Raw genomic sequence first — 24,224 nt, 5'->3', positions numbered from 1 at the left:
GGAGAGGAAGACCATGGGCCGGTTGATCGTCGCGGCGATGCTGGTTGGTCCGGCTTTGGCGGGATGTACCGCCAACGACCCGACCTTTGGCGGGGCGGTGCGCAGCAACTATGCGGTGCAGGTGATCAACCCCGAGCCGCGCTATGAAGGCGCGCTGGCCGAAGGCGGTGACGGCGCCCGCAGCGCGGCCGCGATCGAACGCTACCGCACCGACAAGGTGAAGAAGCCTGAGTCGATCCGAAGCACGCAGCGGAGCAGCGGCTCCAGCGGCGGCAACTGAGTGAGGAGAGGGCGCATCAATGTTTGCCCGTCGGACCAGCCTGATACAGTCAGTTAGCGGCGCGGTCGCGCCGACGGTGGCTTTGTCACTCTTTGGCCTGATCGCGGCGGGAGGCATCGCCTTTGATTATGCGCGGGTAGCGAGCCTGGATTCTGAACTCCAAGGCGCGGCCGACCAAGCTGCGTTGGCAGCGGCCAGCCAACTGGACGGAACGAGCACCGCCATCACGCGGGCGACAAGCGCTGCTCAAGGCCTGGTAGTCAACTTGACCCGTTTTGCAAATGACGGCGCTTCTTCGGGTCGGACCGTAACGGTGCCCACCGCAAACCTGACCTTCTATTCCGCATATAATTCAGACACCGACACCGGAACGGTAACGACTAGCGCGACGGCTGCTCGCTTCGTCCAGGTATCGGTGGCGACGCGCGAAGCGGTCTATGCGTTGACACCTGTCGTTCAGATGTTCCGCTCTGGCGCGATTGGAGGTCTTGCGACAGCGGGTGTGGGATCGTCGGTCTGCAAGGTGCCGCCACTCATGTTGTGCATCCCGGCAGAGGATTTCCCGAGCGCCAGCGACGTGGGCGACGGCTTGCGCTTGCAGCCGGGGCCCCAGACCGGCGCGTGGGCGCCGGGAGACTACGGATATCTCGATTTCGGCAACGGCGCGAGCGGGCTGTCTACTAATCTGGGTGCAAATAACGAAACCAATGGCTGTTTCGACAATTCAGGTGGGCTGCAAACTGAGCCCGGCAACAAAGCGAGCGTGACCAAAGCGCTCAATACGCGGTTCGACCTCTATGAGCCAAGTGCGGGGACCTGCAACTCGACCAGCGGAGACTACTGCCCTGCTGAAAATGTTGGCAAGGATTTCGCCAAGAAGGAAGTCGTTGAATTCAAAAATGTAAGTGGTACGACAGTGCCAGCTAATCCTGGTTGTGGCGCGGCAGGCGCGACGGTTACGGATTTTGAACAGTATTCCGGCGCCAAAGGATTTACTCGCGACAATTGTCACATAGATGGAAGCTGTACATCCAACTTTGGAAATGGAAGTTGGGACGTTGCTGGATATTTTGCTGCAAATCATCCGAGCGATACCGTGCCGACCGGATCGGCAGCTACACGGTATAATGTTTACCAATGGGAGCTGTTATCCAAGAGCACCCGCTTGCCTTCCAAACTGCTGAATCCTGGTGATTTGCCTGCTACGAAGACCACGGGTCCCTCGTCCAATCCAAAAACCGATTACACCTACACCAATTACTGCGCCTATCCGCAGCCAAAGAATGGCACCGGCGTGGCCGCCAGCACCACGCAAAAGGACCGGCGAGTGCTGACAGTCGCTGCGGTGGACTGTACAGGCCTCAATGGTAAGGGTGCGGTGAAGGTCAAGCAGTGGGTCGACGTGTTCCTTGTCGAGCCGTCCGCTGACCGATCCTCTCCATACGCAACTGGCAAAAGTCAAATCTACGTCGAGATCATCGGGAAGGCGACCAAGCCTGGTGGTGAGAACGCTTTCCAATATTACGGCCGCAACCGGCCGTACCTGTTGAAATGAAGAAAAATCGGTCCTTGCTCAATGCCCGCGAAGGCAGCGCTGCAGCGGAGATGGCTCTGGTCGCGCCGATGCTCATTACTCTCATGTTCGGGAGCTTTGAGCTGGGTAATTATTTTATGAGTGAGCATGCTGTGGCGAAAGCAGTGCGAGATGGCGCTCGCTTCGCCAGTCGGCTTCCCGCCTCCACCTACAATTGCCCTGCTGCTGGAGCCGATGGTTCGGCTGGTAGTTTCGTGGTTTCCGCCGCGAGTACGCTAGCCCAAGCCCAGATAAAGAATGTCACACGCACTGGCAGCACTGATGGCTCCGGCACGCCGCGTCTATCCTATTGGACTGCTGCAAAGGAAATGGCGGGGCTGCCGGGCGGCAGTCCAATTACGCTTACGGTGACTTGCCGGCTAGCAACCACCTTCACTGGTGTATTCTCAGGTATTGAGGGCAATGTTCCAGTAATCACTGTCTCAGCCAATGTCCGATATCCATCGTTGCTCGGGCAGATCGGATTATCGGATACGAATCTCCGGCTGCAGTCGGAATCTCAGGCAGCGGTGATGGGCATATGAAACGGTTAGTGGCCTTTCTTCGCGATCGGCAGGCCAGCTCATCTGCGGAATTTGCTATGGTTCTGCCCTTGTTGCTCATCTTCTTGCTGGGCATCATCGACGTTGGCCGGCTGCTCTGGACGGTGAATCGTATTGAAAAAGCTACTCAAATGGGCGCTCGTTTTGCGATCGTCACCGACCCTGTTCCAAGCGGTCTGAGATCGCTAACCGCTGTTGGGCTGACGGATTCAACGGGGCATGTGCTCACAAATGGGGATTTACTGAACAACTATGTCATGGCGAAGGCCACCTATAGCGGGACAGCGGGCACGACTGCGCCGACATGTACTGGTAACTGCACAGCCCTTGGCAGCGCTACGACGACATCATTTGATGCCATCTATAACCGGGTAAAAGCCTTCCTTCCCGAATTGGCGCGAACCAGCCTTGATGTGAGTTACTCCAATTCCGGCCTGGGCTATGCTGGCGATCCTGGCGGTCAAGACTTCTATCCGATCATCACGGTGTCTGTGCGCGATGTGACCTTCAAACCTATCAGCCTGGCACTATTCAACAGCAGCTTTACTCTCGCACCCATTAGCGCCGCCCTCACCATGGAAGACGGCCAGGGCTCGCAGTCAAATTGAGGAACAAGATCTTGGGCATCGTGAACACAACGGAAGCGGCCGAGAGTTGGACCCTCAATGTGGGGGATGAGGGCATCTATCTGATCCTTTCGGAGCAGGAGGTTGCGGCTTCGGATATTCTGGGCGATCGGTTGGGGGGGCTGTCGTTGACGCTTTCCATGCTGCCGGCCGGAGCGGCTTTGCCGTCGCAACTGGTTGCAGAGGCGAAGGCTGTCATCCTGGAGGTGCAGCCGGATGACGAGGCGTCCATGCGGCGGCTGTCGGCCTTGCGGGCGGCCAATCCGGCCTTGCTGGTGGTGGCGGCTGTGCGCAATGCGGAGATCCCTCTGGTGCGCGCGCTGTTGCGGAGCGGGATCAACGATGTCGTCGCGCTGCCTTTACAGGCTGCCGAATTGTCGGCGACCATCGATCATCTGCGGGCGGAGATCGCCGCCAAGGGCGGGCGCGATGTCAAGACGGGTGCTTTGGTGTCGATCATCAAGAGCGTCGGCGGCGTCGGTGCGACGACGATCGCCACGCAGGCGGCCAGCCTGCATGCGCGGACGGTGAAGCAGGCTGGCGAGCGGGTGTGCCTGTTCGATTTTGATGTGCAGTTCGGCAATGCCGGGACTTTCCTGAACATCAGTTCTCCGCTGACGCTGGCGGATTTGTTGCAGGGCGGGAACCGGGTCGATGCCGAGTTGCTCGGTTCCGTCACGGTGGAAACGCCGACCGGGCTGCATGTCGTCACCGCACCCACGGAGATCATGCCGCTGGAAGCGATCAATGCCGATCAGGTGTTTCGTGTGGTCGAACTGGCGCAACGGAACTTCGACACGATTTATCTGGACTTGCCGGGCAATTGGACCAACTGGTCGATGTCGCTGGTGGCGCGGTCGGAAGTCGTATTCCTGGTGTGCGAACTGACCATCGCCAGCCTGCGTCAGGCGCGGCGGCAGATCGCATTGCTGCGCGATCAGGATATCGATCCGGCGCGTATCCATGTGATCGCCAACCGGGTGGAAAAGAAGCTGTTCCGTGCAATCGGGCTGGAGGATGCGGCAGCAGCGCTGGATCATCCCGTGACCTTGAGCATCGCGAATGACTTTCCGCTGGTCAGCTCTGCGCTGGATCAAGGCGTGCTGATCCAGGAATTGAAGGCGCGGAGTCGCATCTGCAAGGACATGGCCGACATTGTCGATTGCACCGTGCAGGCGGCTGAAGCACGGCGGGCGGCGGAGAAGGGCTGATGTGGCAGATCCGAAAGGGCGACAGCCGGTTTGAGGCGCGGGACGAGGTAGGACCGACCGATACCCAGCTGGTTCATTGGGAAGAGGACCGGCATACCGAGTTGAAGGTCGCGCTGCACCAGAAGCTGATCGACCTCATTAACCTGTCTGCGCTGGAAAATATGTCGCGAGCGCAGGTGGAAGCGGAAGTGGGCGAAATCGTCCATGAGCAGTTGGCATTGCAGAAGCATGCGCTGAACCTGGAAGAGCGCAAGCGGCTGGTGTCCGACATATTGGACGAGTTGCTGGGCCTGGGGCCGTTGGAGCCGCTGCTGAAGGATCAGAGCGTCACCGACATATTGGTGAACGGGCACAAGATCGTCTTTGTCGAGCGCGGCGGGCGGCTGGTGGAAACGGCGGCGCGCTTCAAGGATGAGAAGCATCTGCTGCGCATAATCCAGAAGATCGTGGCGGCTGTCGGGCGGCGCGTGGACGAAGCTTCGCCCTTTGTCGATGCGCGTCTGGCGGATGGGTCGCGCGTCAATGCGGTGGTGCCGCCGCTGGCGGTCGATGGATCGCTGCTGTCCATTCGCAAATTCGCCAAGGTGCCGATCAGCATGGCGCGGCTTTCGGAACTGGGCAGCGTGCCCGCGCCGATGGCGCAGGTGCTGGCGGCGGTGGTGGCTTCGCGGCGCAATGTGCTCATTTCGGGCGGCACGGGGTCGGGCAAGACGACGCTGCTGAACGCCATGTCGGCGAGCATCGATGAGGCCGAGCGGATCGTGACGATCGAGGACTCCGCCGAGCTTCAGTTGCAGCAGCGGCATGTGGTGCGGCTGGAGACGCGGCCGCCGAATATCGAGGGGCGCGGCGAGGTCACGCAGCGCGACCTGGTGAAGAACGCGCTGCGTATGCGGCCCGATCGCATCATCGTGGGCGAAGTGCGCGCCGGGGAGGCATTCGACATGCTGCAGGCGATGAATACGGGGCATGATGGGTCGATGACGACGGTCCATGCCAACACGCCGCGCGATGCGCTGTCCCGTGTCGAACAGATGATCGGCATGAGCGGCATCGACATTTCGCCGCGATCGGCGCGGGCGCAGATTGCTTCGGCGCTGAACGTCATCGTGCAGGTCGGGCGCTTGTCGGACGGGCGGCGGCGCTTGCTGAGCATTTCGGAGATTACCGGCATGGAGGGCGAGGTCATCACCATGCAGGAAATCTTCCGTTTCAAGATGACCGGCCGTGATGAGAATGACATGGTGCGCGGCCATTTCGAGGCAACGGGCATCCGGCCCAAATTCATGAGCGAACTGGCCGACCGGGGCATTCATTTGCCCGCCGACCTGTTCCGTCCCGATGCGGTGGTGCAATGATCAATCCGCTTTACATCCGCGCATTCGTGCTGGTCCTGCTGTTCGCGGCGGTGATCCTGACGATCGAGGGCGTCCATGGCTGGTTCCGCGCGCGCGCTGGCAAGGAGCGGGTGGTCAACAAGCGGCTGAAGATGATCGCTCAGGGCTTTGAGCGGAGCACGGTGCTGTCGCGGCTGCGGCGCAATGACGACAGCATGAACTTCAACCATGACAGCGTCTTTGGGCGGATGGCTTTGGGCGTCGTGCGGTCGCTGCATGGCGCTGGCCTGAGCGTGCCCGCGCGCACGGTGCTGACGTTCATGGGCATGGGCACGGGCGTGCTGTTCCTGATCGTGGTGATCGGCGCGCTGGCGGCGGGATATGGCATGACGGCGGGCATGATCGTGATGGCGGGGGCTTTTGCCGTGTCGCTCGGCGTGCTGCTGCCGGTGATGGTGCTCAGCCGGTTGAGCCAGCGGCGGCGCAAGAAGATGGAGGAGCAGTTTCCCGTTGCGCTCGATACGTTCGTGCGTGGCCTGCGCGCCGGGCACCCGATCGCAGCGGCGCTGGACCTGCTGACCAAGGAGATGAAGGACCCGATCGGCAGCGAGTTCGGCATCGTCGTCGATGAGGTGACCTATGGGTCCGACCTGCGCGACGCGCTGCAGCGCATGGCGGAACGGTGGGACATGAACGAGATGCACATGTTCGTGACGTCGCTGTCGGTGCAGGCGGAGACGGGCGGCAACCTGGCCGAGATATTGGAAAATCTGTCGCTGGTGATCCGTGAGCGGGCGAGCCTGTTCATGAAGGTGCGGGCGCTGAGTTCCGAAGGGCGGATGACGGCGGTCATGCTGACGGCGTTGCCGATCCTGGCGTTCGTCGCGCTGTTCCTGCTCAACCCCGCCTTTTACCTGGATATCGCGCAGGACCCGATGTTCATCTTCGGCTTTTCCGGGCTCATCATCCTCTACATCATCGGCTTTGTCACGATACGCCGCATGGTTGATTTGAAAGTGTGACCTGATGCTGGATTTCGCCCTGATTTCGCAATTGCGGCCGGTGCTGCTCGTCTTGCTGTTCGTCGCGATCGTGGCGATCGTCTATGGCGTGACGGAGATGATCGCGCGCACGTCGCGGGTGCGCAGCCGGCTCGACATCGTGAGTGAGGCGGGCAGCGCCGTGCAGGGCGGCGGGCAGTCGCTGCGCAATGAGCGCAACAACAGCGAATGGAAGAAGCTGGTCGACCGGATCGAGAAGCTTGGCATTTCGCTGGCCGACACGAAGAATGATGCCTTGCGCAAGCGGTTGATCGCAGCGGGCTATCCTTCGCCCGAGGCACCGAAGATATTCACATTCGTGCGGCTGGTGATGACGCTCGCGCTGCCCGCGGTGCTGGTGCTGATGTCGCTGAACAAGCCTGAGCCGCCGAGCCCGATGAAGCTTTATTTCATGGCGATGGGCGTCGCGGTGATGGGGCTGTATTTGCCGAACCTCTTCATCTCCGCCAAGGCGGCGCGGCGGCAGGAGGCGATCGTCCATGGCTTTCCCGATGCGCTGGACCTGATGCTGGTGTGCGTCGAGGCGGGGCTTGGCCTGGAAGCGGCGATGGACCGGGTGGGACGGGAGCTTGCCATATCGCATCCGCTGGTGTCGCAGACGCTGGGCAAGGTCGTGCTGGAATTGCGCGCGGGGCGCAGCCGGGCGGATGCGCTGCGGCGGATGGCCGACGATGTCGATGTGGACGAGATTCGATCCTTCGCAACGCTGCTGATACAGTCGGACCAGCTGGGGTCGAGCGTCGGGCAGACGCTGCGCGTCTATGCGGCGGAGATGCGGGAGAAGCGGCGGATGCGGGCGGAGGAGAAAGCGCATCGATTGCCGGTGCTGCTGTCCGTGCCGCTGGTCGCGTGCATGCTGCCGGTGATGATCGGCGTGCTGATGTTGCCCGCAGTGGTGCGCGTGGTGCGGGATATATTGCCGGTCATGACACGGTAGAGGGAACGAGGGGGGACAGGCATGATGAGACGGATAGTGGCGATCGCGCTCATCTTCGCGAGCGGGGCATGCAGTTCGGGGAACCGGGATGTGGCGATCCGGCCGGTGAACGCCGATGCTGCGGCGGTGGCAACGGCGACGGAGGCACTGGCGCGCGGACAATTGCTGTTTTCCCGTGGCGAGCATGCGCTGGCGCTGGACGCTTTCAGACGGGCTGTGCGGCAGGATCCGGGTAACGCCACTGCGCTGAACGGCGTGGCGATCAGCTATGCCGCGATGGGGCGGCATGACCTGGCGCGACAATATTTCGAACTGGCGCTGGCCCGGGCGCCGCTGGATGAGCGGGTCCATCGCAACTTTGCACGGAGCCTGATGGCGCAAGGATTGCGGGATGACGCCAATGCTCTGCTGGCGGAGATCGAGCAGGGGGCTGGCTTGGCCGGGGCGCGGCGTGTCACGTTGGCGCAGTTGGCGGCGACGGGAGCGGGGAAGCCCGCAGCCGCCGTGCAGACCGGCGGGCTGGAACTGGAGCGCATTTCCATGGGCGAGGTGCGGCTGCGCACAACAGCCGCGAGCAACGGCCAGCCAGTGCTGCCTGGGCGGCGCACGGCGCAGCTGAATACCGCGATCGTCACCGTGGCGAATAGGGAGGGAGCATCCCCGGCCATCTCGCTGTCGCGCGAGCTGAAGGCTCAGATCGTCAAATCTGCAGCGTCGGCGGACGCGCCCTCCTGCAGCGGAGGCAGTTGTCCGGCGATGGCTGGCGGTGATGAGCCGGACCGGCTGTTTGAGAAGCTGTGGAAGTGGAGCGGAGGGCAGGGATGAGCCTGCTGCTCCTGTTGCTGGCGGCGGCGGCGAATGCGCCAGTTGCGGAGGCCTCTGGAGCCACAGTCGGTGCGCCGGTGGATTATGGCCGGTTGATCGACAATGCGATCGACGGGAACCGGGTCATTCAGGCCGACACGATGCTGGCACAATGGCGGGCCGACCCCGCGCCGGGTGACAAGGCCGGTATCGCGATTGCCGAGGCGCGCCTGGCGCTGGCCAAGGGACAGGATGCGGAGGCGGAGGCGCGATTTGCCGCGCTGGCTCAGGCCGGCATGACGGATTGCCGGATCGATGAAGGGCTGGGCATCGCGCGGCTGCGGCTTGGACGGCCTCAGCAGGCGACAGAGCTTCTGCGCCGCGCCGCCGACCATTGCGATCGGAGCTGGCGGACATGGAATGCACTGGGCGTCGCCTATGATGCAGGCAAGTCGTGGGCGCTGAGCGCGGCGGCCTATGAGCGTGCCTTTCAGCTCACTGGCAGGCCCGTTCAGGTGCTCAACAATTATGGGCTGTCCCTGATGGCGCAGGGTGAGGCGGATAAGGCGGCCGTGATATTCGACCAGGCGCGCCGGATGGCGCCTGATGATGCGCGGATCATCTCGAACGGGGATGCGGCGCAGATCATGGCAGGACGTGACATAGAAAGGCGTGCCGAGGATGATGCCGACAGCTGGGCCAAGCGGCTGGGCGATGCCGGTCAGGTGGCGATGCGCATGGGGGATGCGGTGAAGGCGCGCGCTTATCTGAGCCGCGCGATGACGGAAGCGGAAAGCTATCAGCCCAAAGCGGCGGCCGCCCTGGCGGCGATGGGGGCGAGGCCATGATGAAGGACCTCATCCTGCTGGCCGTATCCGGGGTCCTGCTGGCTGCGGCGATCGAGGATATTGCGCGGTTGAGGATTTCCAACATCTTCCCGCTCCTGATCCTGGGATTGTTCGTGCCCTGGGTCGCCGTGACAGGGTGGGAGAATGACGTCTGGCAGAATGGAACGCTGTTCCTGGCCGTCTTTGCCCTTGGATGCGTGCTGTTCGCGATGCGGTGGATGGGCGGGGGTGACGTCAAGCTGCTGGCGGCGTGCGCGCTGTGGTTCGATTGGGGCGCGGCGCTGCCTTGGTTCGTCTATGTCACGGTGGGCGGCGGCCTGCTCGCCTTGCTGATCATGGTGGGGCGGCGGATGGTGCCCAAAGCGGTGCGGGAAGGGTCGTCACTGGCGATATTCGCGGCGGGGGGACCTATTCCTTATGGCGTCGCGATTGCTGCCGGGACGGTGATGGCGCTGTATATGGTGGGGCCTAATCCTAGCGGCGTGGCGCATTTGCCGGAGTTTGTGCGGGGGTTGAGGTAGGGCGGGGGGTTGGGCTGTGTGGACCTGCCCTGGTTATGTAATCTGCCGCGGAAGCTCGCTTCGCTCGCGCCCACCCCTAGCCCCTCCCGCCTGCGGGAGGGGGAGGTGTTGGATGGGTGGGTAGCTGACCGCCGGCCTCAGGGCTGTTTGCGAAAGTAGAGCGCCGCAAATGGTGCACTGTCGCCCTCTGCTGGAAACTCTCCCGGCTCTGTTGCTGGCGCAATCACCGCCGAAAAGGGAAAGCCGACTTCGCGTTGTATGCACTTTACCACAGAAAGGCTTGAAGGATTACCAGGTGCCCAGTTCGTTGGAAATGACACATACTCGCTGTGTGTCCATGACCGATCGACCGTCACCTTCGATGGGCCGCAACTAAACACTGCCCTCATCAAAATATCATACGACGCGAAGCACTGCGGCTTCATAACGGGCCTGCCCTCATCATCTTTGCATTGAGCATGGCCTGCGATTGGGCCGCTCAGATTGTCATCGATACTGAGGACAACGAGTTTAGCCGTTGAATTTTCTGTCGCGACTGTTGGTTGGGAAGAACAGCCCGCCAGCGAAGCTGACCCGATAGCAAATGCCGCCATAATGGCACGAGTTTGGCTGAAAAATCGATCCATGCGGCTTTATGGGGGCCGAACTTCATGTCCGCAACTGGGATGCTTGAAGCCGCACTTAAAGGTCGGATTCTTGGTCGTTAGCCGACACTCTCCACTTAATCATGCCAGCGCAAATTGGCATCTCAGCGACGGCACGGCGCGGCCTCCTGCGATCCCAGCCTTCGCTGGGATGACGGATGTGGCGGGTGGAGCGGGAGCGTGAAGGGTGAGACTAAAGGTGGCGCGCGCCGGGGTCAGGCGTTCGCCAACAGTCCCTCAACCAGACCTTCGAACAGGCGGCGGCCGTCGGTTTTGCCGTGGGCTGGTTCGATCACGCGTTCGGGGTGCGGCATCATGCCCAAGACATTGCCTGCTTCGTTTAGGATGCCGGCGATGTTGCGGGCCGAGCCGTTGATGCTGTCGGCGTAGCGCAGGGCGACGCGGCCTTCGCCTTCGAGGCGGTCGAGCGTTGCGCTGTCAGCGAAATAATTGCCGTCATGGTGGGCGACGGGGAAGGTCACCTGTTCGCCAGCGGCATAGCGGCTGGTGAAGGCGCTCTGGGCGTTCTCGACCGTCAGCGATGCATCGCGGCAGACGAAATGGCCACCTGCGTTGCGCAGCAGGGCGCCGGGGAGTAGGCCGCTTTCGGTCAGCACCTGGAAGCCGTTGCAGATGCCCAGCACATAGGTGCCGCGCTCGGCCGCCTTGGCCACCGCCTGCATCACGGGCGAGCGCGCCGCCATCGCGCCGGAACGCAGATAGTCGCCATAGGAGAAGCCACCGGGTACGCCGATCAGGTCGATGCCTTCGGGCAGTTCGATGTCGCGGTGCCAGACCATGACCGGCTTTTCACCGCTCACCGCCTCGAAAGCCACGGCTAGGTCGCGGTCGCAATTGCTGCCGGGGAAGACGATGACGGCGCTCTTCATGGCTCAGGCCACCTTTTCGATGCGGTAGTTTTCGATGACGGTATTGGCGAGCAGCTTGCGGCACATGGCGTCGATATCGTCATCGCTGGTGCCATCGGCAAGGTCGAGCTCAATGAGCTTGCCCGCGCGCACGTCATTGACGCCGGAAAAGCCGAGGCCGTCGAGCGCGTGGTGGATCGCCTTACCCTGCGGGTCGAGAACCCCGCCCTTGAGGGTGACGAAGATGCGGGCTTTCATGAGGCCAAAACTCCGTGGATTGCTATGGCGCACCCCCTAGTCGCGTGGGGCGGGACAAGCAAGGCATTATCCCTTTCTTAGCGAGTGGCCGCTATGGTTGGGGCAGGGGATAGAGGGTTTTCAAGATGGCTGGTCTGGCACTGGCGATGTTTGTGGGGCTTTTCGCCTTTGGGCAGCAGATCGTCGGCTATGACGATCCGCATGGCCGCGTGCAGTTGGCCCTGCTTGCCACATTCGCTTTCGGCGTTCTGATCGGATATCGGGCAAGCGCCTGAACCTTTGCGAAAAATGCTGTTCGCTCAGGGCCCCGCCTTCCTTTAGGGCGGGGTCATGAGCGGTGACTATCTCTATTACACATGCGCGATCGTGGCGGTGGTTCTTTCGGGCCTTGCCAAGGGCGGTTTTGCCGGGGCGGGCGCGCTGGCGATGCCGATCATGGCGCTGGGCATCGATCCGGTGCGGGCGGCGGCGATCATGCTGCCTATCCTCATTTTGCAGGATGCGGTGAGCGTCTGGTCGTTTCGGCGCAGCTGGGACCGGCATATATTGAAGGTGATGATGCCCGGCATGGTTGTCGGCGTGGGGCTGGGCTATCTGTTCGCTGCGCAGGTGTCGGAAACGGCTGTGCTGGGAGCGCTCGGCTTTATCTCGACGCTGTTCGGGGCGCAGCGGCTTTGGATCGAGCGGGGCGGGAAGGTGGTGCTGCCGTCCAGTTCGCCTGACTGGGTCGGGACCTTGCTGGGGATCGCGAGCGGTTTTACGAGCCAGATCGCGCACGCGGGCGCGCCGCCATTCCAGATGTGGGTGCTGCCCAAGCGGCTTGCGCGCGACGTGCTGGTCGGCACCACCGCGATCGCCTTTGCCGTGATGAACTGGATCAAGGTGCCCGCTTATGCGGCGCTGGGGCAATTTACGCGCGCCAATCTGATGGCGACGGCAATGCTGGCGCCGCTGGCGATCGGGGCGACCTATGCGGGCGTTTTGTTGGTGCGCAGGGTCGATCCGGCGCGATTCTACACGCTGATCTACGTGTTGATGGTGCTTTTGGGGATCAAGCTGATGGTGGATGCGGTGGTGGGGTGAGGAGGTTCACCCCACCACGCGCTTGGCCAATCAGTCCTTGCTGCGCTTCTTGCGGTGGGTGTCGAGGTCGAGGACGGTCGTATCCGCGCCTTCGGGCAGCAGGCCCAAGCGGCGGGCGACTTCCTGATAGGCTTCGACTTCGCCGCCCAGGTCGCGGCGGAACCGGTCCTTGTCGAGCTTTTCGCCGGTGTTCATGTCCCACAGTCGGCAGCCGTCCGGGCTGATTTCGTCCGCCAGGATGATGCGGCTATAGTCGCCGTCCCACAGGCGGCCGAACTCCAGCTTGAAGTCGATTAGGCGGATGCCGATGGCGGCGAAGAGACCGCACATGAAGTCGTTGATGCGGATCGCCATGTCGGCGATGTCGTGCATCTCTTCCTGGCTGGCCCAGCCGAAGCAGGCGATATGTTCTTCGGACACGAGCGGGTCGCCCAGCGCGTCATCCTTGTAGCAATATTCGATCAGGGTACGGGGCAGCTGCGTGCCTTCCTCGATCCCCAGCTTCTTGCTGAGCGATCCGGCGGCGACATTGCGGACCACGACTTCGATCGGCACGATTTCGACCTGGCGAACGAGTTGTTCGCGCATGTTGAGGCGGCGGATGAAATGGGTGGGGACGCCGATCTGGCCGAGCAGGGTGAAGATATGCTCGGAAATGCGGTTGTTGAGCACGCCCTTCCCGGAAATCGTGCCCTTTTTCTGCGCGTTGAAGGCGGTCGCGTCGTCCTTGAAATATTGGATGATCGTGCCGGGCTCAGGGCCTTCGTAAAGGATCTTTGCCTTGCCTTCGTAGATCTGGCGGCGACGGGCCATGCGCGTTCCTGTCTTCCCGAGAAAAGAATGTGCCCCGGCAACGCGAATCAAGGAGGATAAGCGGGTGCCGGGGCTGCTGGGCACGGCCCATAGACCAAAGCTGGCGGAGGTGCAATTAGCCGGCTGAGCGGCACCTAATGCGCGGTTTCGATTTGCTCCCTGGCCGTGCTGTCTTCCTGCCGCGCCGCGATCAGGCGTTCGGTGAAGCAGCGGCGCCACCAGCTGATATCCTGTTCCTCGACGCAGTCCATCATCGAACGCCAGCGGCGCTGGCGTTCGTCGAGCGGCATGGCAAGCGCCCGGGTGATGGCGTCGGACATTTCCTCCGGGCTGTAGGGGTTGATGAGGAGCGCGTCCTTGAGCTGCGTCGCGGCGCCCGCGAAACGGGAGAGGATGAGGACGCCGGGATCATCAGGGTCCTGCGCGGCGACATATTCCTTGGCGACCAGGTTCATGCCGTCGCGCAAGGGGGTGACGAGGCCGATGCGCGCGGCGCGGTAGATCCCGGCCAGCTTGTCGCGGGGATAGCCCTGGTTCACGTAGCGGATGGGGGTCCAGTCCACGTCGCTATATTCGCCGTTGATGCGCCCGGCGATGGCGTCGAGGGTGGAGCGGATATGCTGGTAGCTTTCCACCTCCCCGCGTGAGGGCGGCGCGATCTGCGTCAGGACCACCTTGCGATGATGTTCCGGATGGTCCTTGAGGAAGCGGGAATAGCCGCTGAACCGCTCCTCCAGGCCTTTGCTGTAGTCGAGCCGGTCCACACCCACGATCATCGACCGGTCCTGCAAGGATCGGCGGACCTTCTCGAACATCTCCTTGGCGGGATCGCTGACGGCCGCGTTGGAGAATTCCTGCGCGTTGATGCCGATCGGGCAGGCAATCGCCTGAATCGTGCGATCGCCCAATGTGACGAAGTCGCCATCGACGGTGCCGTTCATCTCCCGCTCCACATAATGGCGGAATGACTCCAGCCACTCCTCGGTGTGGAAGCCGATGACGTCATAGGCGAACAGGGTCTGTACCAGCTTGGTATGATGGGGCAGCGAGACGAGCAGGCGCGTGGGCGGCCAGGGGATGTGGAGGAAGAAGCCCATCCGGTTCTGGTGCCCCTTGTCCCGCAACATCTGACCGAGCGGGATCATATGGTAATCCTGCACCCAGATGATGTCTTCGGGCTCGATCAGCGGGCTGGTCGTGTCCGCGAAACGCTTGTTGACGCGGTTGTAGCCGCCTTCGAAATCGCGCGCATATTCGGCAAGGTCGATGCGGAAGTGGAACAGCGGCCAGAGCGTCTTGTTGGCATAGCCGTTATAATATTCGTCGACGTCCTGCTCTTCGAGGTCGATCGTAGCGGTCTTGACCCCTTCGTCCTCGGAAAAGCCGATATGGCCGGTGAAATTTTCGGTGACTTCGCCCGACCAGCCGACCCAGATGCCCCGGCTTTCCCGCAGGGCCTGGGCCAGCGCGACGGCCAGCCCGCCCTGATTGCCGGACTTGTTGGGCCTGCTCACCCTGTTGGAAATGACTATCAGGCGGCTCATCGCATCACGCTCCACGGCTTGCTCAGCAGAACGGCGCAGTTGATGATGCCGACCAATGAGTAGGTTTGGGGATAATTGCCCCACAATTCGCCGGTTACCGGATCGATATCCTCCGACAAGAGCCCCGCAGCGGTGCGGCGGGACAGCATTTCTTCGAACAGCAGCCGCGCCTCTTCGGTGCGGCCGGTGCGATGCAGCGCCTCGATCAGCCAGAAGGTGCAGACGTTGAACGCCGTGACCGGCTCACCGAAATCGTCAGGCGCGCTGTAGCGGAGCATGTTGTTGCCGCGCCGCAGATCCTTTTCCAGCGCCTTCAGCGTGCCGATGAACATCGGATTGTCGGCGGTGAGGAAGCGCAAGTCCAACAGTTGGAGCAGCGAAGCGTCGCGGGCGTCATCTTCGAAATTGGCGGAAATGGCGTTGCTGTCCGTCCGCCAGGATGACTGAAGGATGCGCGCCTTCATGATTTCGGCCCGCTCGCGCCAATGGCTTTCGCGGTCGGACAGATCGAGCGCGGCGGCGGCATGGGCGAGGCGGTCGCAGGCGGCCCAGCACATGACGGCGCTGTAGCTGTGGACATGGGCGCGGGTACGTAGTTCCCAGAGGCCGGCGTCAGGCTGGTCATAGACAGACCATGCTCGTTCGCCGACCGCTTCGAGTGCTTCGAAGTCGGACATGCCCGCCATGCGCAGCAGGCGCTGGTCGATGAAGCCCTGAACCGATGACAGGACGATCTGACCATAGGCGTCATGCTGAATTTGCGAATAGGCGGCGTTGCCGACGCGTACCGGGCCCATGCCGCGATAGCCCGGCAGATTTTCCGCCTCCCGTTCCTCCAGCGTCGCATTGCCGCGCACGTCGTAGAGCGGCTGGATATGGCCGCCCTTCGCGCCGTCGACGATGTTGCGGAGATAGACGAGGTAGCTTTCCAGCACGTCGAGCGCGCCGAGGCGGTTGAGCGCTTCGACCGTATAATAGGCGTCGCGTATCCAGCAGTAGCGATAGTCCCAATTGCGCCCCGAATCGGCATGCTCCGGGATGCTGGTGGTGAGCGCGGCGACAATCGCGCCGGTTTCCTCATGCTGGCAGAGTTTCAGGGTGATGGCCGAGCGGATGACGGCTTCCTGCCACTCTGCCGGGATGGCGAGGCCGCGCACCCAGACCTGCCATTCGAGGATCGTGTCATCCAGCATGCGTTCGACCGCGGGACGAAGCGCGTCGGAAAAACTCTCGTCCGGCCCGAGGAAGAAGTGCATGTCATGTTCCAACCGGAACCAGCTTTCCTGGCTGATGAGGCCGATGGGCGCATTGGTCGACATGCGCATCGCCGTGTAGGACAGGACCAGTCGGATATGGTTGGAGCCATAGCTGATCGGCACCTGCTCCGAATGCCATGACGTCGTGGGACGCAGCCGGACGCGGACGCGGGGGCTGCCTGCCACGGGCCGCACGATCCGGCAAAAGGCGACAGGGCGGTACATACGGCCAAGGTGCCGGTGGCGCGGGCAAAAATCATAAAGTTCGATGGCGTTGCCATGATCATCGGTCTGCCGCGTGACGAGGATCGGCGTGTTGCGGATATAATGTTGCTCGACGGTGACGCAGTTTTCGAGCTCGATCGCCCAGAAGCCGCGTGCGTCCGGCTGATCCCAACCCTTGTCATCGAGAAGCGCGGAAAAGACGGGGTCTCCGTCCACACGAGGCACACACGCCCATATCATCCGACCCGCGCGATCGATCAGCGCGGATGCCTGGCAATTGCCGATCGGCCAGAGATCGAGATTGCGTTCGTTCCCGGCGAAGTGCGTTTGACTATTCCTGACTATCGTTCTGCCCCCTGGTTCGTTCGAACAAGGGGCGCCAGCCACGGCTCAGCCCGGCCTGACGACCCCCTTTTCAAGATAATGCCTGACGGCGGCAACCTGTTCCAAAGAGAATGCGGCAAGCGTTGCGCGCGGCGGGCCGACCAGAATGCCCGCGCCACCCAATTCGGCGGCGGCGGCGAAGCCTTCTTCATCCGTGACGTCATCGCCGATGAAGAGCGGACGGCCGCCAGCCATGGGAGAACGGGCCATCAGGGCGTGAACCGCGCTGCCTTTGTCCGCGCCGCCGGGGCGCAGTTCGAACAGCATCTTGCCCGGCTGGACGGCGAGGCCAAGCCGTTCGGCCAGGTCGGTGGCCAGTTCGCCTGCCTGCTCCCCCCATTGAGGCGCGCCGCGAAAGTGCAGGCCGACGCTGATCGATTTGCGTTCGACAAGCACGCCGGGCTTGTCATCGGCGAATGCGTGAAAAGCGGCTTCGGCATCGTCCACCGCCGGGCGGCGGGGAGGGGCTTCGACCTGTTCGCCGGGCTGGGCGAACTCCAGCCCGTGGGTTCCGGCAAGCAGGAAGCCGCCAAAGCCAAGATCGCGCAATGTCGCGATCGACCGGCCGCTGACAATCGCCAGACGGCCTTCCAGCGCATCGCGTAAATCCCCGAGCATGGCGAGCAACTCTTCATCGACGATGACGCCGTCGGGCGTCGGCGCGATCGGCGCGAGGGTGCCGTCGAAATCAAGGAAGAGCGATGCGCCCGTCAGCAGGGAAGCTGGCGGCGCGGGAAGGTGGGTGAGAGAGGGGATGGAATCGGACACGGGCGCAAATTGGCGCGTCGCAGCAAATGTGCAAGTCCCCAAGGGAGCCATAAGGAATTTTCCCTTGAACCGCCGATTGCGTACGTGGGGAGAACCCCGCAATCCCCGTTTCCGTTTTGTCGTTGCGCTGCTATTCCGATCGCGATGACCGATTTTCGCGACCCGTTCGACGCTATCAAGGATCACCCGTTCGATGAGGCGCTGTCGCAGCGCTACCTCGTCTACGCCCTTTCCACCATCACCGCACGGTCGCTGCCGGACCTGCGCGACGGGTTGAAGCCGGTGCATCGGCGCCTGCTCTGGGCCATGCGGCTGCTGCGGATGGAGCCGGGTGGCGCTCCGCCGGACGTGCTGGTCGCCAATCCTGCGCGCAATACGACTTCCTACAAGAAGTGCGCGCGCGTGGTGGGCGACGTCATCGGCAAATATCACCCGCATGGCGACACTTCCGTCTATGACGCCATGGTGCGGTTGGCGCAGGACTTTTCGCTGCGCACGCCGCTGGTCGACGGGCAGGGCAATTTCGGCAATATCGACGGCGATTATGCGGCGGCGATGCGCTATACCGAAGCGCGGCTGACCCAGGCGGCGGCCGACCTGATGGCCGGGCTGGACGAGGGCACGGTCGAGTTCCGGCCGACCTATAATGGCGAGGATGAAGAGCCGGAGGTGTTTCCGGGGCTTTTCCCCAACTTGCTGGCCAATGGCGCGAGCGGGATCGCGGTCGGCATGGCGACCAGCATTCCGCCGCATAATGTGTCCGAGTTGATCGATGCGGCAAGCCTGCTGATCGACAATCCCGACGCTGAACATGCGGACCTGATGCAGATCGTGCGTGGGCCCGATTTCCCGACCGGCGGTGTGCTGGTGGACAGTCCCTCGATCATCTCTGAAGCCTATGCCACCGGCCGGGGCAGCTTTCGCACGCGGGCGCGCTGGCACAAGGAGGATGGCGGACGTGGGACGTGGGTGGCGATCGTCACGCAGATCCCGTTCCAGGTGCAGAAATCCAAGCTCATCGAGCAGATCGCCGCGCTGATCAATGACAAGAAGCTGCCGATATTGGCGGACGTGCGGGATGAAAGCGACGCGGAGATACGGATCGTCATCGAGCCGCGCGCTCGGACGGTAGACGCGCAAGTGCTGATGGACAGCCTGTTTCGGCTGACCGATCTTGAGAACCGCTTTCCGCTGAACCTCAACGTGCTGGACGCCACGCGTACGCCGCGCGTTTTGGGCTTGAAGCCGGTGTTGATCGAGTGGCTGAAGCATCAGATCGACGTGCTGGTGCGGCGTGCGCGCCATCGGCTGGACAAGATCGCGGCCCGGCTGGAACTGCTCGACGGCTATATCATCGCCTATTTGAACCTCGACCGCGTGATCGAGATCATCCGGACCGAGGATGAGCCCAAGGCCGTGATGATGGAGGAGTTCGGGCTCAACGACCGGCAGGCCGAAGCCATCCTCAACATGCGGCTGCGATCGCTGCGCAAGCTGGAGGAGATGGAACTGCGGCGCGAGCATTCGCAACTGCTGAAGGAACGCGACGAACTGACGAAGCTGGTCGAAAGCCCAACGCGCCAGCGCAATCGATTGAAGAAGGATCTGGCGGAACTGCGCAAGCGCTACTCGCCGGAGACGGAAATGGGCAAGCGGCGTACCTTGGTCGAGGAAGCGGCGCCTGCGCGCGAAATCCCGCTGGAGGCGATGATCGAGCGTGAGCCGATCACGGTCATTCTGTCGGAGCGGGGCTGGATCAGGGCGATGAGCGGTCATCGCGATCTGGCTTCGGCCGACACGCTGAAGTTCAAGGAAGGCGACGGGCCCAAGATCGCCTTCCATGCGCAGACCACGGACAAGCTGCTGCTGGCGACGGCAAGCGGGCGCGTCTTCACGCTGGGTGCGGACAAGCTGCCGGGTGGGCGCGGCTTTGGTGATCCGGTGCGGTCCTTGGTCGACATGGATGATCAGGGGGACATTGTGGCGCTGTTCCCTGCCCGCGCGGGAAGCGAGTTGCTGCTGGCGGCGTCGGACGGCAGGGGCTTCGTCGCGGCGGTGGCGGACGTCATCGCGGAAACGCGCAAGGGCAAGCAGGTGGTGAATGTGCGGGCCGGAGCCCGGCTGACGGTCGTGCATGTCATAGCGGCCGAAGCGGACAGCGTTGCCGTAGTGGGCGAAAATCGCAAGCTGCTGGTATTTCCGCTGGTGGAGATGCCGCGCATGGCGCGTGGGCAGGGCGTTCAGATGCAGCGCTATCGTGATGGCGGGCTATCGGATGCAGTCGCTTTCCGCATGAGCGATGGTTTGAGTTGGACGATGGGTGGTGAAAGCGGCCGAACGCGCACCGAAGCCGATATGACGCCGTGGCGCGTGGCGCGCGGTGCGGCAGGCCGGATGCCGCCGGTCGGCTTTCCGCGAGACAACCGCTTTTGACGATCGCGTAACAATCCGCTTATCTGCTTGAAATGACATCCCGTCGTTTCCTGAAAATTTACCACTGGTGCGTAATCCGGGGGTATGAAATCGGTCCCTGTGCGTATTCGGCCAAGTCAAAGGCTGGACGACAACCTCCTTGCGAGGTTCGAACGCACGCATCTGCGGTGCCGGGCTGAAATGGAGCATTGGCTGGAGGCCGTGCCGCATGCAGCGGCCATGTTATGCTTCAAAGGCAATGACTTGCAGCTCGTTTCTGTCAACAAGACTTTCTATAGCAGCTTCCTGGAAAGCAGCGATCCCGACGCGGAAATGCCCTATTGCCAGGATTGGCGAGAGCGAATCCTTGAGGTTGCGCTCGCCGACAATGTCTCTTCATCATTTGAACTGCGGCGTGATGGGCCGTTGGGGCCGGAATACTTCTCCTGCACCGCGGGGTTGCTGCCTTCGAATGAGGAGGGGGTGAACCTCATCCTGTTCACGGCGATGGACCGCACCAGCGACCGGGTCACCGAAAGAAACCTGCGGCGCGAATTATTGTCGGACGGGCTGACAGCGTTGCCCAACCGGACAGGTTTTGGCGAAGAGATTGACGACCGGCTGCGCAATACCCCTTGGGCGGGCAATTCGCAGTTCGGGATTATCGCGATCGACCTCAGCCGGTTCAGCCGCGTCAACGAATCCTTGGGTCCCATGGCTGGCGACGAGCTGCTGATCACGGTCGCCAAACGGTTGAAGTCCAACCTGCGGCAGGGCGATGTGCTGGCCCGGATCGGCGGCAACGATTTTGCCATATTCGCGCGTCTGAACAATGGCTTGTCGGACTGTCTTCATATCGTTCAGAGGGTCAAGGATGCGCTGAACTCGCCGATCCGCCTGAGTGATTTGCAGATCCGGGTGGATTGCGCGATCGGCTGTGCGCTTTCGACCAGCCTTGATGATGACCCCGACGATGTGGTGCGCAAGGCGCAGGCGGCGGTGAAGATCGCCAAGCGCAGCGGCAAGGTGGAAATCTACCGTAACGGGGTGCTGAAGGAAGCGCAGCGGCGCTTTTCAATCGAAAGCCGTCTCCGGACGGCCTTGGCGCAGGGCGATCTAACACTGGCCTATCAGCCGTTGATCCAGTTGCAGACGGGCGAGATCACGGGGTTCGAGGCACTCGCCCGCTGGAATGATCCTGATCTAGGCAATGTGTCGCCTTGCGAGTTCATAGCGGTGGCAGAGGAAAGCGGCCTGATCACGCCGCTTGGGCGGTGGGCGGCCTATGAAGCCGCGCAGGCGCTTAGCCGGTGGGACGCCAAGTTCGGGCAGGCTCTGCCGGTCGGCATCAATGTGAACCTGTCGCCTATCCAGATGGCGCGCGACGATGTGGCGTCGATGTTCGAGGAAGCGCTGCGCTATTCTGGCGTGTCGGGCAAGCGCCTGACCGTCGAACTGACGGAAAGCGCGATCATCGCCGACCCGGACAAGGCGCGAAAGCTGCTGGTGGCGCTGAAAGACCTCCAGATGCCGATCGCGATGGACGATTTCGGCACGGGCTATTCCAACCTTGCCAGCTTGCACAGCCTGCCGATCGACATTTTGAAGATCGACCGCAGCTTCGTGTCCACCATGCTGGAAGACAAGGACAAGCAGGCGATCGTCCGTACGATTCTCTCGCTGGCCGAATCACTGAACCTGCATGTCACGGCCGAGGGTATCGAGACGCAGGAACTGGCCCACGCGCTGCAATCCATGGGCTGCGGCCATGGACAGGGCTTTTATTTTGCGCGCCCGATGCCGGAAAATGAGGCGTTCGATTATTGGCGGGCGCGCTGGAATTTCGAAACGATCTGATCCGCGATCTGGTCGACACGGCCTTCCTCCGGGAAGTCTTCCTCTACCCAGATGCGTTGGACTTCCCCCAAGGCTTTGGCCACGTCAGGACCGGGCGTCAGGCCGCGCGCGATGAGGGCGCCCCCGCCGATCGGCAGTTGAGGCGGGGTCCAGCCTTCGAGTTGGGCAATGCTGTCGATCGGTGATGAGGGGTCGAGCAGGAGTCGATCAATCGCGCCTTCCACACCGACATGGAAGGCAAGTGCCCTGGCCGGAACTGCGGGAGCCATCGCTTCAAGAGCCACGCTGAGACGCTTGCGGGCTTTGTTGGACAGTTTCAGCCGTGCGCCTACCGCATCGGCCGTTCGAGCGTCGGGAGGCAGCAGGGCGGCCAAGCGCCGCAGGGCGGCGGGCGGAACAGCCGCCTCGATCTCGCGCACCACAAGCTGTTCTACCCGCGCAAGCCCATCCGTGCCGATTTCGGGGAGTACGGGACGAAAAATGCCACCTTCGACCATCAGGCGGAGCGAAGCGAGCGGGTTGGGAAGGGCAAGCAGCTTCAGCAGTTCGTCGGCAATCCGCTCGCGCGACAGAGCCATGAGGCTGTTGGCGGCGGCGCGGCAGGCCTCATAGGCATCTTCGTCCAGCGTGCCGCGTCCGAAGCGGGCGAGGAAGCGGAAGTAGCGCATGATGCGCAGATGATCCTCCGCGATGCGTTCAGCGGCGCTGCCTATGAAGCGGACACGGCCTGCGCGCAGATCATCGACGCCGCCGAAAAAATCGGTCACTTCATGGGTGTAGGGATCGGCGTAAAGGGCGTTGATCGTGAAGTCGCGCCGGGCGGCATCCTCGCGCCAGTCCGCGGTATAGGCGATAGTCGCACGGCGTCCGTCCGTGCTGACGTCGCGGCGCAAGGTGGTGATTTCAACAGGCCATCCCGCGATCACGGCGGTGACGGTGCCATGATCGATGCCGGTGGGCACCGCTTTGATCCCGGCGGCCTTGAGGCGATCCACCACTTGCTGCGGTTCCAGCGCGGTGGCGATGTCGAGGTCGTTGACGGGAAGCCCCAGCAGCCCGTCGCGCACCGCTCCCCCGACATAGCGGGCAAGGCCCTGATCGGCCCCAAGCGCGGCGAGCAGGCCATCGAGGCCGGGCCGGTGGCGCCAGTCGGCGTCAGGCAACAAGGCGGTCAAGGTCGAGCCTCCGCGACAGATTGGCAAGGATGGCCGCAGTGATGCCCCAGATGCGGCGACCGTTCCACATGATTTCATAATAATGCCGCTCAACCCCCTGAAACTGAACGGCATGTTTGATTCGGTTGGCGGGATCCAGAGCGAAAGAGAGGGGCAGTTCGAACCAATCGGCAACCTCGTCCGCCTGAGGCGTCAGCGGCAGGTCCGGGGGGATCACACCCAGCACGGGGACAATGTCGAAGCCGGTGAAGGTATGATAGCGGTCCGTCGTGCCGATCACATCCACCATGTCCGGAGCCAGCGCTATTTCCTCCTGCGCTTCCCTCAGCGCACCGGCGATTTCGCTGGCGTCTTCCTGATCCACGCGGCCGCCGGGGAAGGCGATCTGCCCGGCATGCTTGCGCAGGGACGCCGCGCGCTCTGTGAGGATGAGGCCGGGCTCCGGCCGGTCGGTGATGGCGACGAGCACGGCGGCAGGCGCGAGCACAAGCTCCCCATCGATGCGGGGATCGCGCGTGTCCGATGTCGTGAGCCCGACTTCACGCGCATGTCCTTGCGCCAGCGCGGATCGCAGCCGATCGGCCAGGCTCATGCGCAACCGTCCAGCCGATAGAAGGCGCCGTTGCTCCACAGGCCGACCGGATCGTTCGCTTCATCAAGGGCAAGGTTCATCAACTCATAATAGACGCTGCGGTTGACCAATGCCTCTAGTCCGCCGCGCACATGAAGATAGGGGTGCGGGCCGTCCGGTGTTTCCCGGATCACCAGAGGGTGTTCGGGCCCTGCGGGGATGAGGTCACCGGTGTTGAGGCGAAAGGCCAGAGCGCGGCTGCGGCCTTCGCCCTCGCTCTTCAGTTCCACCGCCAGGAAGGGTGCATCCTCCACCTCTATGGACAGCTTTTCAACCGGTGTTACAAGAACATAGGAGCCATCGCTCTCACGCCGCAGGATGGTGGAAAAGAGCCGCACCATCGTCTCACGGCCGATCGGCGAGCCTTGATGGAACCATGTGCCGTCACGGGCGATGCGCATTTCGCTGTCGCCGCAATGATCGGGGTTCCACTTGTCGACCGGCGGCAGCCGCTTTTCCTCCGCCAGGCGAACTATGTCGGCGAGAGACAGGCTTGCGAGATCGGGCAGTGGGTCCATCGGCATGCCGCCGAGATAGGATCACG

The 24,224-nt window shown here is 62.6% G+C and carries 25 protein-coding genes; 15 read left to right on the top strand and 10 right to left on the bottom strand.

Annotated features, from left to right (window positions below; genetic code table 11):
• Window positions 1-13 precede the first annotated feature (13 nt).
• Genes NCHOL11_RS08500 through NCHOL11_RS08450 form a run of 11 tightly spaced genes read left to right on the top strand, consistent with a single transcriptional unit; the run spans window position 14 to window position 9,761 of the window.
• Window positions 14-280 (top strand): hypothetical protein, encoded by a 267-nt coding sequence (locus NCHOL11_RS08500; RefSeq protein ID WP_097091928.1) that lies wholly within the window; start codon window positions 14-16, stop codon window positions 278-280.
• 19 nt (window positions 281-299) lie between these two features.
• On the top strand, window positions 300-1,835 hold the full coding sequence (locus tag NCHOL11_RS08495; protein WP_097091927.1) for a pilus assembly protein TadG-related protein: 1,536 nt from the start codon (window positions 300-302) through the stop codon (window positions 1,833-1,835).
• The gene (locus tag NCHOL11_RS08490) at window positions 1,832-2,398 is read left to right on the top strand and encodes a TadE/TadG family type IV pilus assembly protein (protein WP_097091926.1); all 567 of its coding nucleotides are present in this window, start codon (window positions 1,832-1,834) and stop codon (window positions 2,396-2,398) included. The genes NCHOL11_RS08495 and NCHOL11_RS08490 overlap by 4 nt, the downstream gene beginning before the upstream one ends.
• Window positions 2,395-3,024: a TadE/TadG family type IV pilus assembly protein gene (locus NCHOL11_RS08485; protein ID WP_097091925.1), complete on the top strand. Its 630-nt coding sequence runs from the start codon at window positions 2,395-2,397 to the stop codon at window positions 3,022-3,024. Before NCHOL11_RS08490 ends, NCHOL11_RS08485 begins: the two co-directional genes overlap by 4 nt.
• Window positions 3,021-4,253, top strand: a complete 1,233-nt coding sequence (locus NCHOL11_RS08480) for an AAA family ATPase (protein ID WP_097091924.1) — start codon at window positions 3,021-3,023, stop codon at window positions 4,251-4,253. The genes NCHOL11_RS08485 and NCHOL11_RS08480 overlap by 4 nt, the downstream gene beginning before the upstream one ends.
• The gene (locus NCHOL11_RS08475) at window positions 4,253-5,611 is read left to right on the top strand and encodes a CpaF family protein (protein ID WP_097091923.1); all 1,359 of its coding nucleotides are present in this window, start codon (window positions 4,253-4,255) and stop codon (window positions 5,609-5,611) included. Before NCHOL11_RS08480 ends, NCHOL11_RS08475 begins: the two co-directional genes overlap by 1 nt.
• Complete coding sequence (locus NCHOL11_RS08470; RefSeq protein WP_255254747.1) at window positions 5,608-6,612, top strand: type II secretion system F family protein; 1,005 nt, start codon at window positions 5,608-5,610, stop codon at window positions 6,610-6,612. The genes NCHOL11_RS08475 and NCHOL11_RS08470 overlap by 4 nt, the downstream gene beginning before the upstream one ends.
• Before the next feature lie 4 nt (window positions 6,613-6,616).
• On the top strand, window positions 6,617-7,588 hold the full coding sequence (locus NCHOL11_RS08465) for a type II secretion system F family protein (protein ID WP_097091922.1): 972 nt from the start codon (window positions 6,617-6,619) through the stop codon (window positions 7,586-7,588).
• A 21-nt stretch (window positions 7,589-7,609) separates the two neighbouring features.
• The gene (locus NCHOL11_RS08460) at window positions 7,610-8,413 is read left to right on the top strand and encodes a tetratricopeptide repeat protein (protein WP_097091921.1); all 804 of its coding nucleotides are present in this window, start codon (window positions 7,610-7,612) and stop codon (window positions 8,411-8,413) included.
• Entirely contained in the window at window positions 8,410-9,240 is an 831-nt protein-coding gene (locus NCHOL11_RS08455; RefSeq protein WP_097091920.1) for a hypothetical protein, read from the top strand. The genes NCHOL11_RS08460 and NCHOL11_RS08455 overlap by 4 nt, the downstream gene beginning before the upstream one ends.
• Complete coding sequence (locus tag NCHOL11_RS08450; RefSeq protein WP_097091919.1) at window positions 9,237-9,761, top strand: A24 family peptidase; 525 nt, start codon at window positions 9,237-9,239, stop codon at window positions 9,759-9,761. Before NCHOL11_RS08455 ends, NCHOL11_RS08450 begins: the two co-directional genes overlap by 4 nt.
• 137 nt (window positions 9,762-9,898) lie before the next feature.
• Here NCHOL11_RS08450 and NCHOL11_RS18040 read toward each other — a convergent pair whose 3' ends face one another.
• The 3 genes from NCHOL11_RS18040 to purS all read right to left on the bottom strand — a co-directional run bounded on the left by NCHOL11_RS18040 (window position 9,899) and on the right by purS (window position 11,532).
• Complete coding sequence (locus NCHOL11_RS18040; RefSeq protein WP_141397828.1) at window positions 9,899-10,387, bottom strand: hypothetical protein; 489 nt, start codon at window positions 10,385-10,387, stop codon at window positions 9,899-9,901.
• Window positions 10,388-10,620: 233 nt separating this feature from the next.
• Window positions 10,621-11,295, bottom strand: coding sequence for a phosphoribosylformylglycinamidine synthase subunit PurQ (purQ, locus tag NCHOL11_RS08445; RefSeq protein ID WP_097091918.1), 675 nt, complete (start codon window positions 11,293-11,295; stop codon window positions 10,621-10,623).
• Between the two features lie 3 nt (window positions 11,296-11,298).
• Window positions 11,299-11,532 (bottom strand): phosphoribosylformylglycinamidine synthase subunit PurS, encoded by a 234-nt coding sequence (purS, locus tag NCHOL11_RS08440; protein WP_097091917.1) that lies wholly within the window; start codon window positions 11,530-11,532, stop codon window positions 11,299-11,301.
• A 125-nt stretch (window positions 11,533-11,657) separates the two neighbouring features.
• Between purS and NCHOL11_RS18170 the strand changes: the two genes are divergently transcribed.
• Both NCHOL11_RS18170 and NCHOL11_RS08435 read left to right on the top strand, forming a co-directional pair.
• Entirely contained in the window at window positions 11,658-11,807 is a 150-nt protein-coding gene (locus NCHOL11_RS18170; protein WP_176502204.1) for a hypothetical protein, read from the top strand.
• Window positions 11,808-11,862: 55 nt separating this feature from the next.
• Window positions 11,863-12,615 carry a sulfite exporter TauE/SafE family protein gene (locus NCHOL11_RS08435; RefSeq protein ID WP_097091916.1) on the top strand — a complete coding sequence of 251 codons (753 nt, stop codon included), beginning with the start codon at window positions 11,863-11,865 and terminating at the stop codon, window positions 12,613-12,615.
• A gap of 30 nt (window positions 12,616-12,645) precedes the next feature.
• On the opposite strand, the gene purC is transcribed toward NCHOL11_RS08435, so the two are convergent.
• The 4 genes from purC to otsB form a co-directional block, all read right to left on the bottom strand.
• Complete coding sequence (gene purC, locus NCHOL11_RS08430) at window positions 12,646-13,428, bottom strand: phosphoribosylaminoimidazolesuccinocarboxamide synthase (protein ID WP_097091915.1); 783 nt, start codon at window positions 13,426-13,428, stop codon at window positions 12,646-12,648.
• Between the two features lie 134 nt (window positions 13,429-13,562).
• Window positions 13,563-14,972 carry an alpha,alpha-trehalose-phosphate synthase (UDP-forming) gene (gene otsA / locus NCHOL11_RS08425; RefSeq protein WP_097091914.1) on the bottom strand — a complete coding sequence of 470 codons (1,410 nt, stop codon included), beginning with the start codon at window positions 14,970-14,972 and terminating at the stop codon, window positions 13,563-13,565.
• On the bottom strand, window positions 14,969-16,738 hold the full coding sequence (locus NCHOL11_RS08420; protein ID WP_255254798.1) for a glycoside hydrolase family 15 protein: 1,770 nt from the start codon (window positions 16,736-16,738) through the stop codon (window positions 14,969-14,971). Before NCHOL11_RS08420 ends, otsA begins: the two co-directional genes overlap by 4 nt.
• A 105-nt stretch (window positions 16,739-16,843) precedes the next feature.
• Window positions 16,844-17,554 (bottom strand): trehalose-phosphatase, encoded by a 711-nt coding sequence (gene otsB, locus NCHOL11_RS08415; RefSeq protein WP_441339497.1) that lies wholly within the window; start codon window positions 17,552-17,554, stop codon window positions 16,844-16,846.
• Between the two features lie 195 nt (window positions 17,555-17,749).
• Here otsB and parC point away from each other — a divergent pair, with 195 nt between their 5' ends.
• Both parC and NCHOL11_RS08405 read left to right on the top strand, forming a co-directional pair.
• Window positions 17,750-20,038, top strand: coding sequence for a DNA topoisomerase IV subunit A (gene parC / locus NCHOL11_RS08410; protein ID WP_097091912.1), 2,289 nt, complete (start codon window positions 17,750-17,752; stop codon window positions 20,036-20,038).
• An 84-nt stretch (window positions 20,039-20,122) separates the two neighbouring features.
• Window positions 20,123-21,874: a putative bifunctional diguanylate cyclase/phosphodiesterase gene (locus NCHOL11_RS08405; protein WP_097091911.1), complete on the top strand. Its 1,752-nt coding sequence runs from the start codon at window positions 20,123-20,125 to the stop codon at window positions 21,872-21,874.
• On the opposite strand, the gene NCHOL11_RS08400 is transcribed toward NCHOL11_RS08405, so the two are convergent.
• The 3 genes from NCHOL11_RS08400 to NCHOL11_RS08390 are packed head-to-tail and all read right to left on the bottom strand — an operon-like array spanning window position 21,838 to window position 24,204.
• Window positions 21,838-23,049 carry a CCA tRNA nucleotidyltransferase gene (locus NCHOL11_RS08400; protein WP_097091910.1) on the bottom strand — a complete coding sequence of 404 codons (1,212 nt, stop codon included), beginning with the start codon at window positions 23,047-23,049 and terminating at the stop codon, window positions 21,838-21,840. The genes NCHOL11_RS08405 and NCHOL11_RS08400 overlap by 37 nt on opposite strands.
• Window positions 23,030-23,641 (bottom strand): CoA pyrophosphatase, encoded by a 612-nt coding sequence (locus NCHOL11_RS08395; protein WP_097091909.1) that lies wholly within the window; start codon window positions 23,639-23,641, stop codon window positions 23,030-23,032. The genes NCHOL11_RS08400 and NCHOL11_RS08395 overlap by 20 nt, the downstream gene beginning before the upstream one ends.
• Window positions 23,638-24,204, bottom strand: a complete 567-nt coding sequence (locus tag NCHOL11_RS08390) for a DUF1285 domain-containing protein (protein ID WP_097091908.1) — start codon at window positions 24,202-24,204, stop codon at window positions 23,638-23,640. Before NCHOL11_RS08390 ends, NCHOL11_RS08395 begins: the two co-directional genes overlap by 4 nt.
• Window positions 24,205-24,224: the final 20 nt, after the last annotated feature.

Source organism: Novosphingobium sp. Chol11 (assembly GCF_900218065.1).
Lineage (GTDB): Bacteria > Pseudomonadota > Alphaproteobacteria > Sphingomonadales > Sphingomonadaceae > Sphingobium > Sphingobium agri.
This window is presented reverse-complemented; position numbering and strand designations above follow the sequence as displayed.

Coding starts and splice junctions, on each gene's coding strand:
- NCHOL11_RS08485 (WP_097091925.1), top strand. CDS start 2,395: ATGAAACGGTTAGTGGCCTTTCTTCGCGATCGGCAGGCCAGCTCATCT.
- NCHOL11_RS08395 (WP_097091909.1), bottom strand. CDS start 23,641: ATGAGCCTGGCCGATCGGCTGCGATCCGCGCTGGCGCAAGGACATGCG.
- NCHOL11_RS08435 (WP_097091916.1), top strand. CDS start 11,863: ATGAGCGGTGACTATCTCTATTACACATGCGCGATCGTGGCGGTGGTT.
- NCHOL11_RS08450 (WP_097091919.1), top strand. CDS start 9,237: ATGATGAAGGACCTCATCCTGCTGGCCGTATCCGGGGTCCTGCTGGCT.
- NCHOL11_RS18170 (WP_176502204.1), top strand. CDS start 11,658: ATGGCTGGTCTGGCACTGGCGATGTTTGTGGGGCTTTTCGCCTTTGGG.
- NCHOL11_RS08475 (WP_097091923.1), top strand. CDS start 4,253: ATGTGGCAGATCCGAAAGGGCGACAGCCGGTTTGAGGCGCGGGACGAG.
- otsA (WP_097091914.1), bottom strand. CDS start 14,972: ATGAGCCGCCTGATAGTCATTTCCAACAGGGTGAGCAGGCCCAACAAG.
- NCHOL11_RS08470 (WP_255254747.1), top strand. CDS start 5,608: ATGATCAATCCGCTTTACATCCGCGCATTCGTGCTGGTCCTGCTGTTC.
- NCHOL11_RS08460 (WP_097091921.1), top strand. CDS start 7,610: ATGATGAGACGGATAGTGGCGATCGCGCTCATCTTCGCGAGCGGGGCA.
- NCHOL11_RS18040 (WP_141397828.1), bottom strand. CDS start 10,387: ATGGATCGATTTTTCAGCCAAACTCGTGCCATTATGGCGGCATTTGCT.
- NCHOL11_RS08455 (WP_097091920.1), top strand. CDS start 8,410: ATGAGCCTGCTGCTCCTGTTGCTGGCGGCGGCGGCGAATGCGCCAGTT.
- purQ (WP_097091918.1), bottom strand. CDS start 11,295: ATGAAGAGCGCCGTCATCGTCTTCCCCGGCAGCAATTGCGACCGCGAC.
- NCHOL11_RS08490 (WP_097091926.1), top strand. CDS start 1,832: ATGAAGAAAAATCGGTCCTTGCTCAATGCCCGCGAAGGCAGCGCTGCA.
- purS (WP_097091917.1), bottom strand. CDS start 11,532: ATGAAAGCCCGCATCTTCGTCACCCTCAAGGGCGGGGTTCTCGACCCG.
- NCHOL11_RS08390 (WP_097091908.1), bottom strand. CDS start 24,204: ATGCCGATGGACCCACTGCCCGATCTCGCAAGCCTGTCTCTCGCCGAC.
- NCHOL11_RS08465 (WP_097091922.1), top strand. CDS start 6,617: ATGCTGGATTTCGCCCTGATTTCGCAATTGCGGCCGGTGCTGCTCGTC.
- parC (WP_097091912.1), top strand. CDS start 17,750: ATGACCGATTTTCGCGACCCGTTCGACGCTATCAAGGATCACCCGTTC.
- NCHOL11_RS08405 (WP_097091911.1), top strand. CDS start 20,123: ATGAAATCGGTCCCTGTGCGTATTCGGCCAAGTCAAAGGCTGGACGAC.
- NCHOL11_RS08500 (WP_097091928.1), top strand. CDS start 14: ATGGGCCGGTTGATCGTCGCGGCGATGCTGGTTGGTCCGGCTTTGGCG.
- purC (WP_097091915.1), bottom strand. CDS start 13,428: ATGGCCCGTCGCCGCCAGATCTACGAAGGCAAGGCAAAGATCCTTTAC.
- NCHOL11_RS08495 (WP_097091927.1), top strand. CDS start 300: ATGTTTGCCCGTCGGACCAGCCTGATACAGTCAGTTAGCGGCGCGGTC.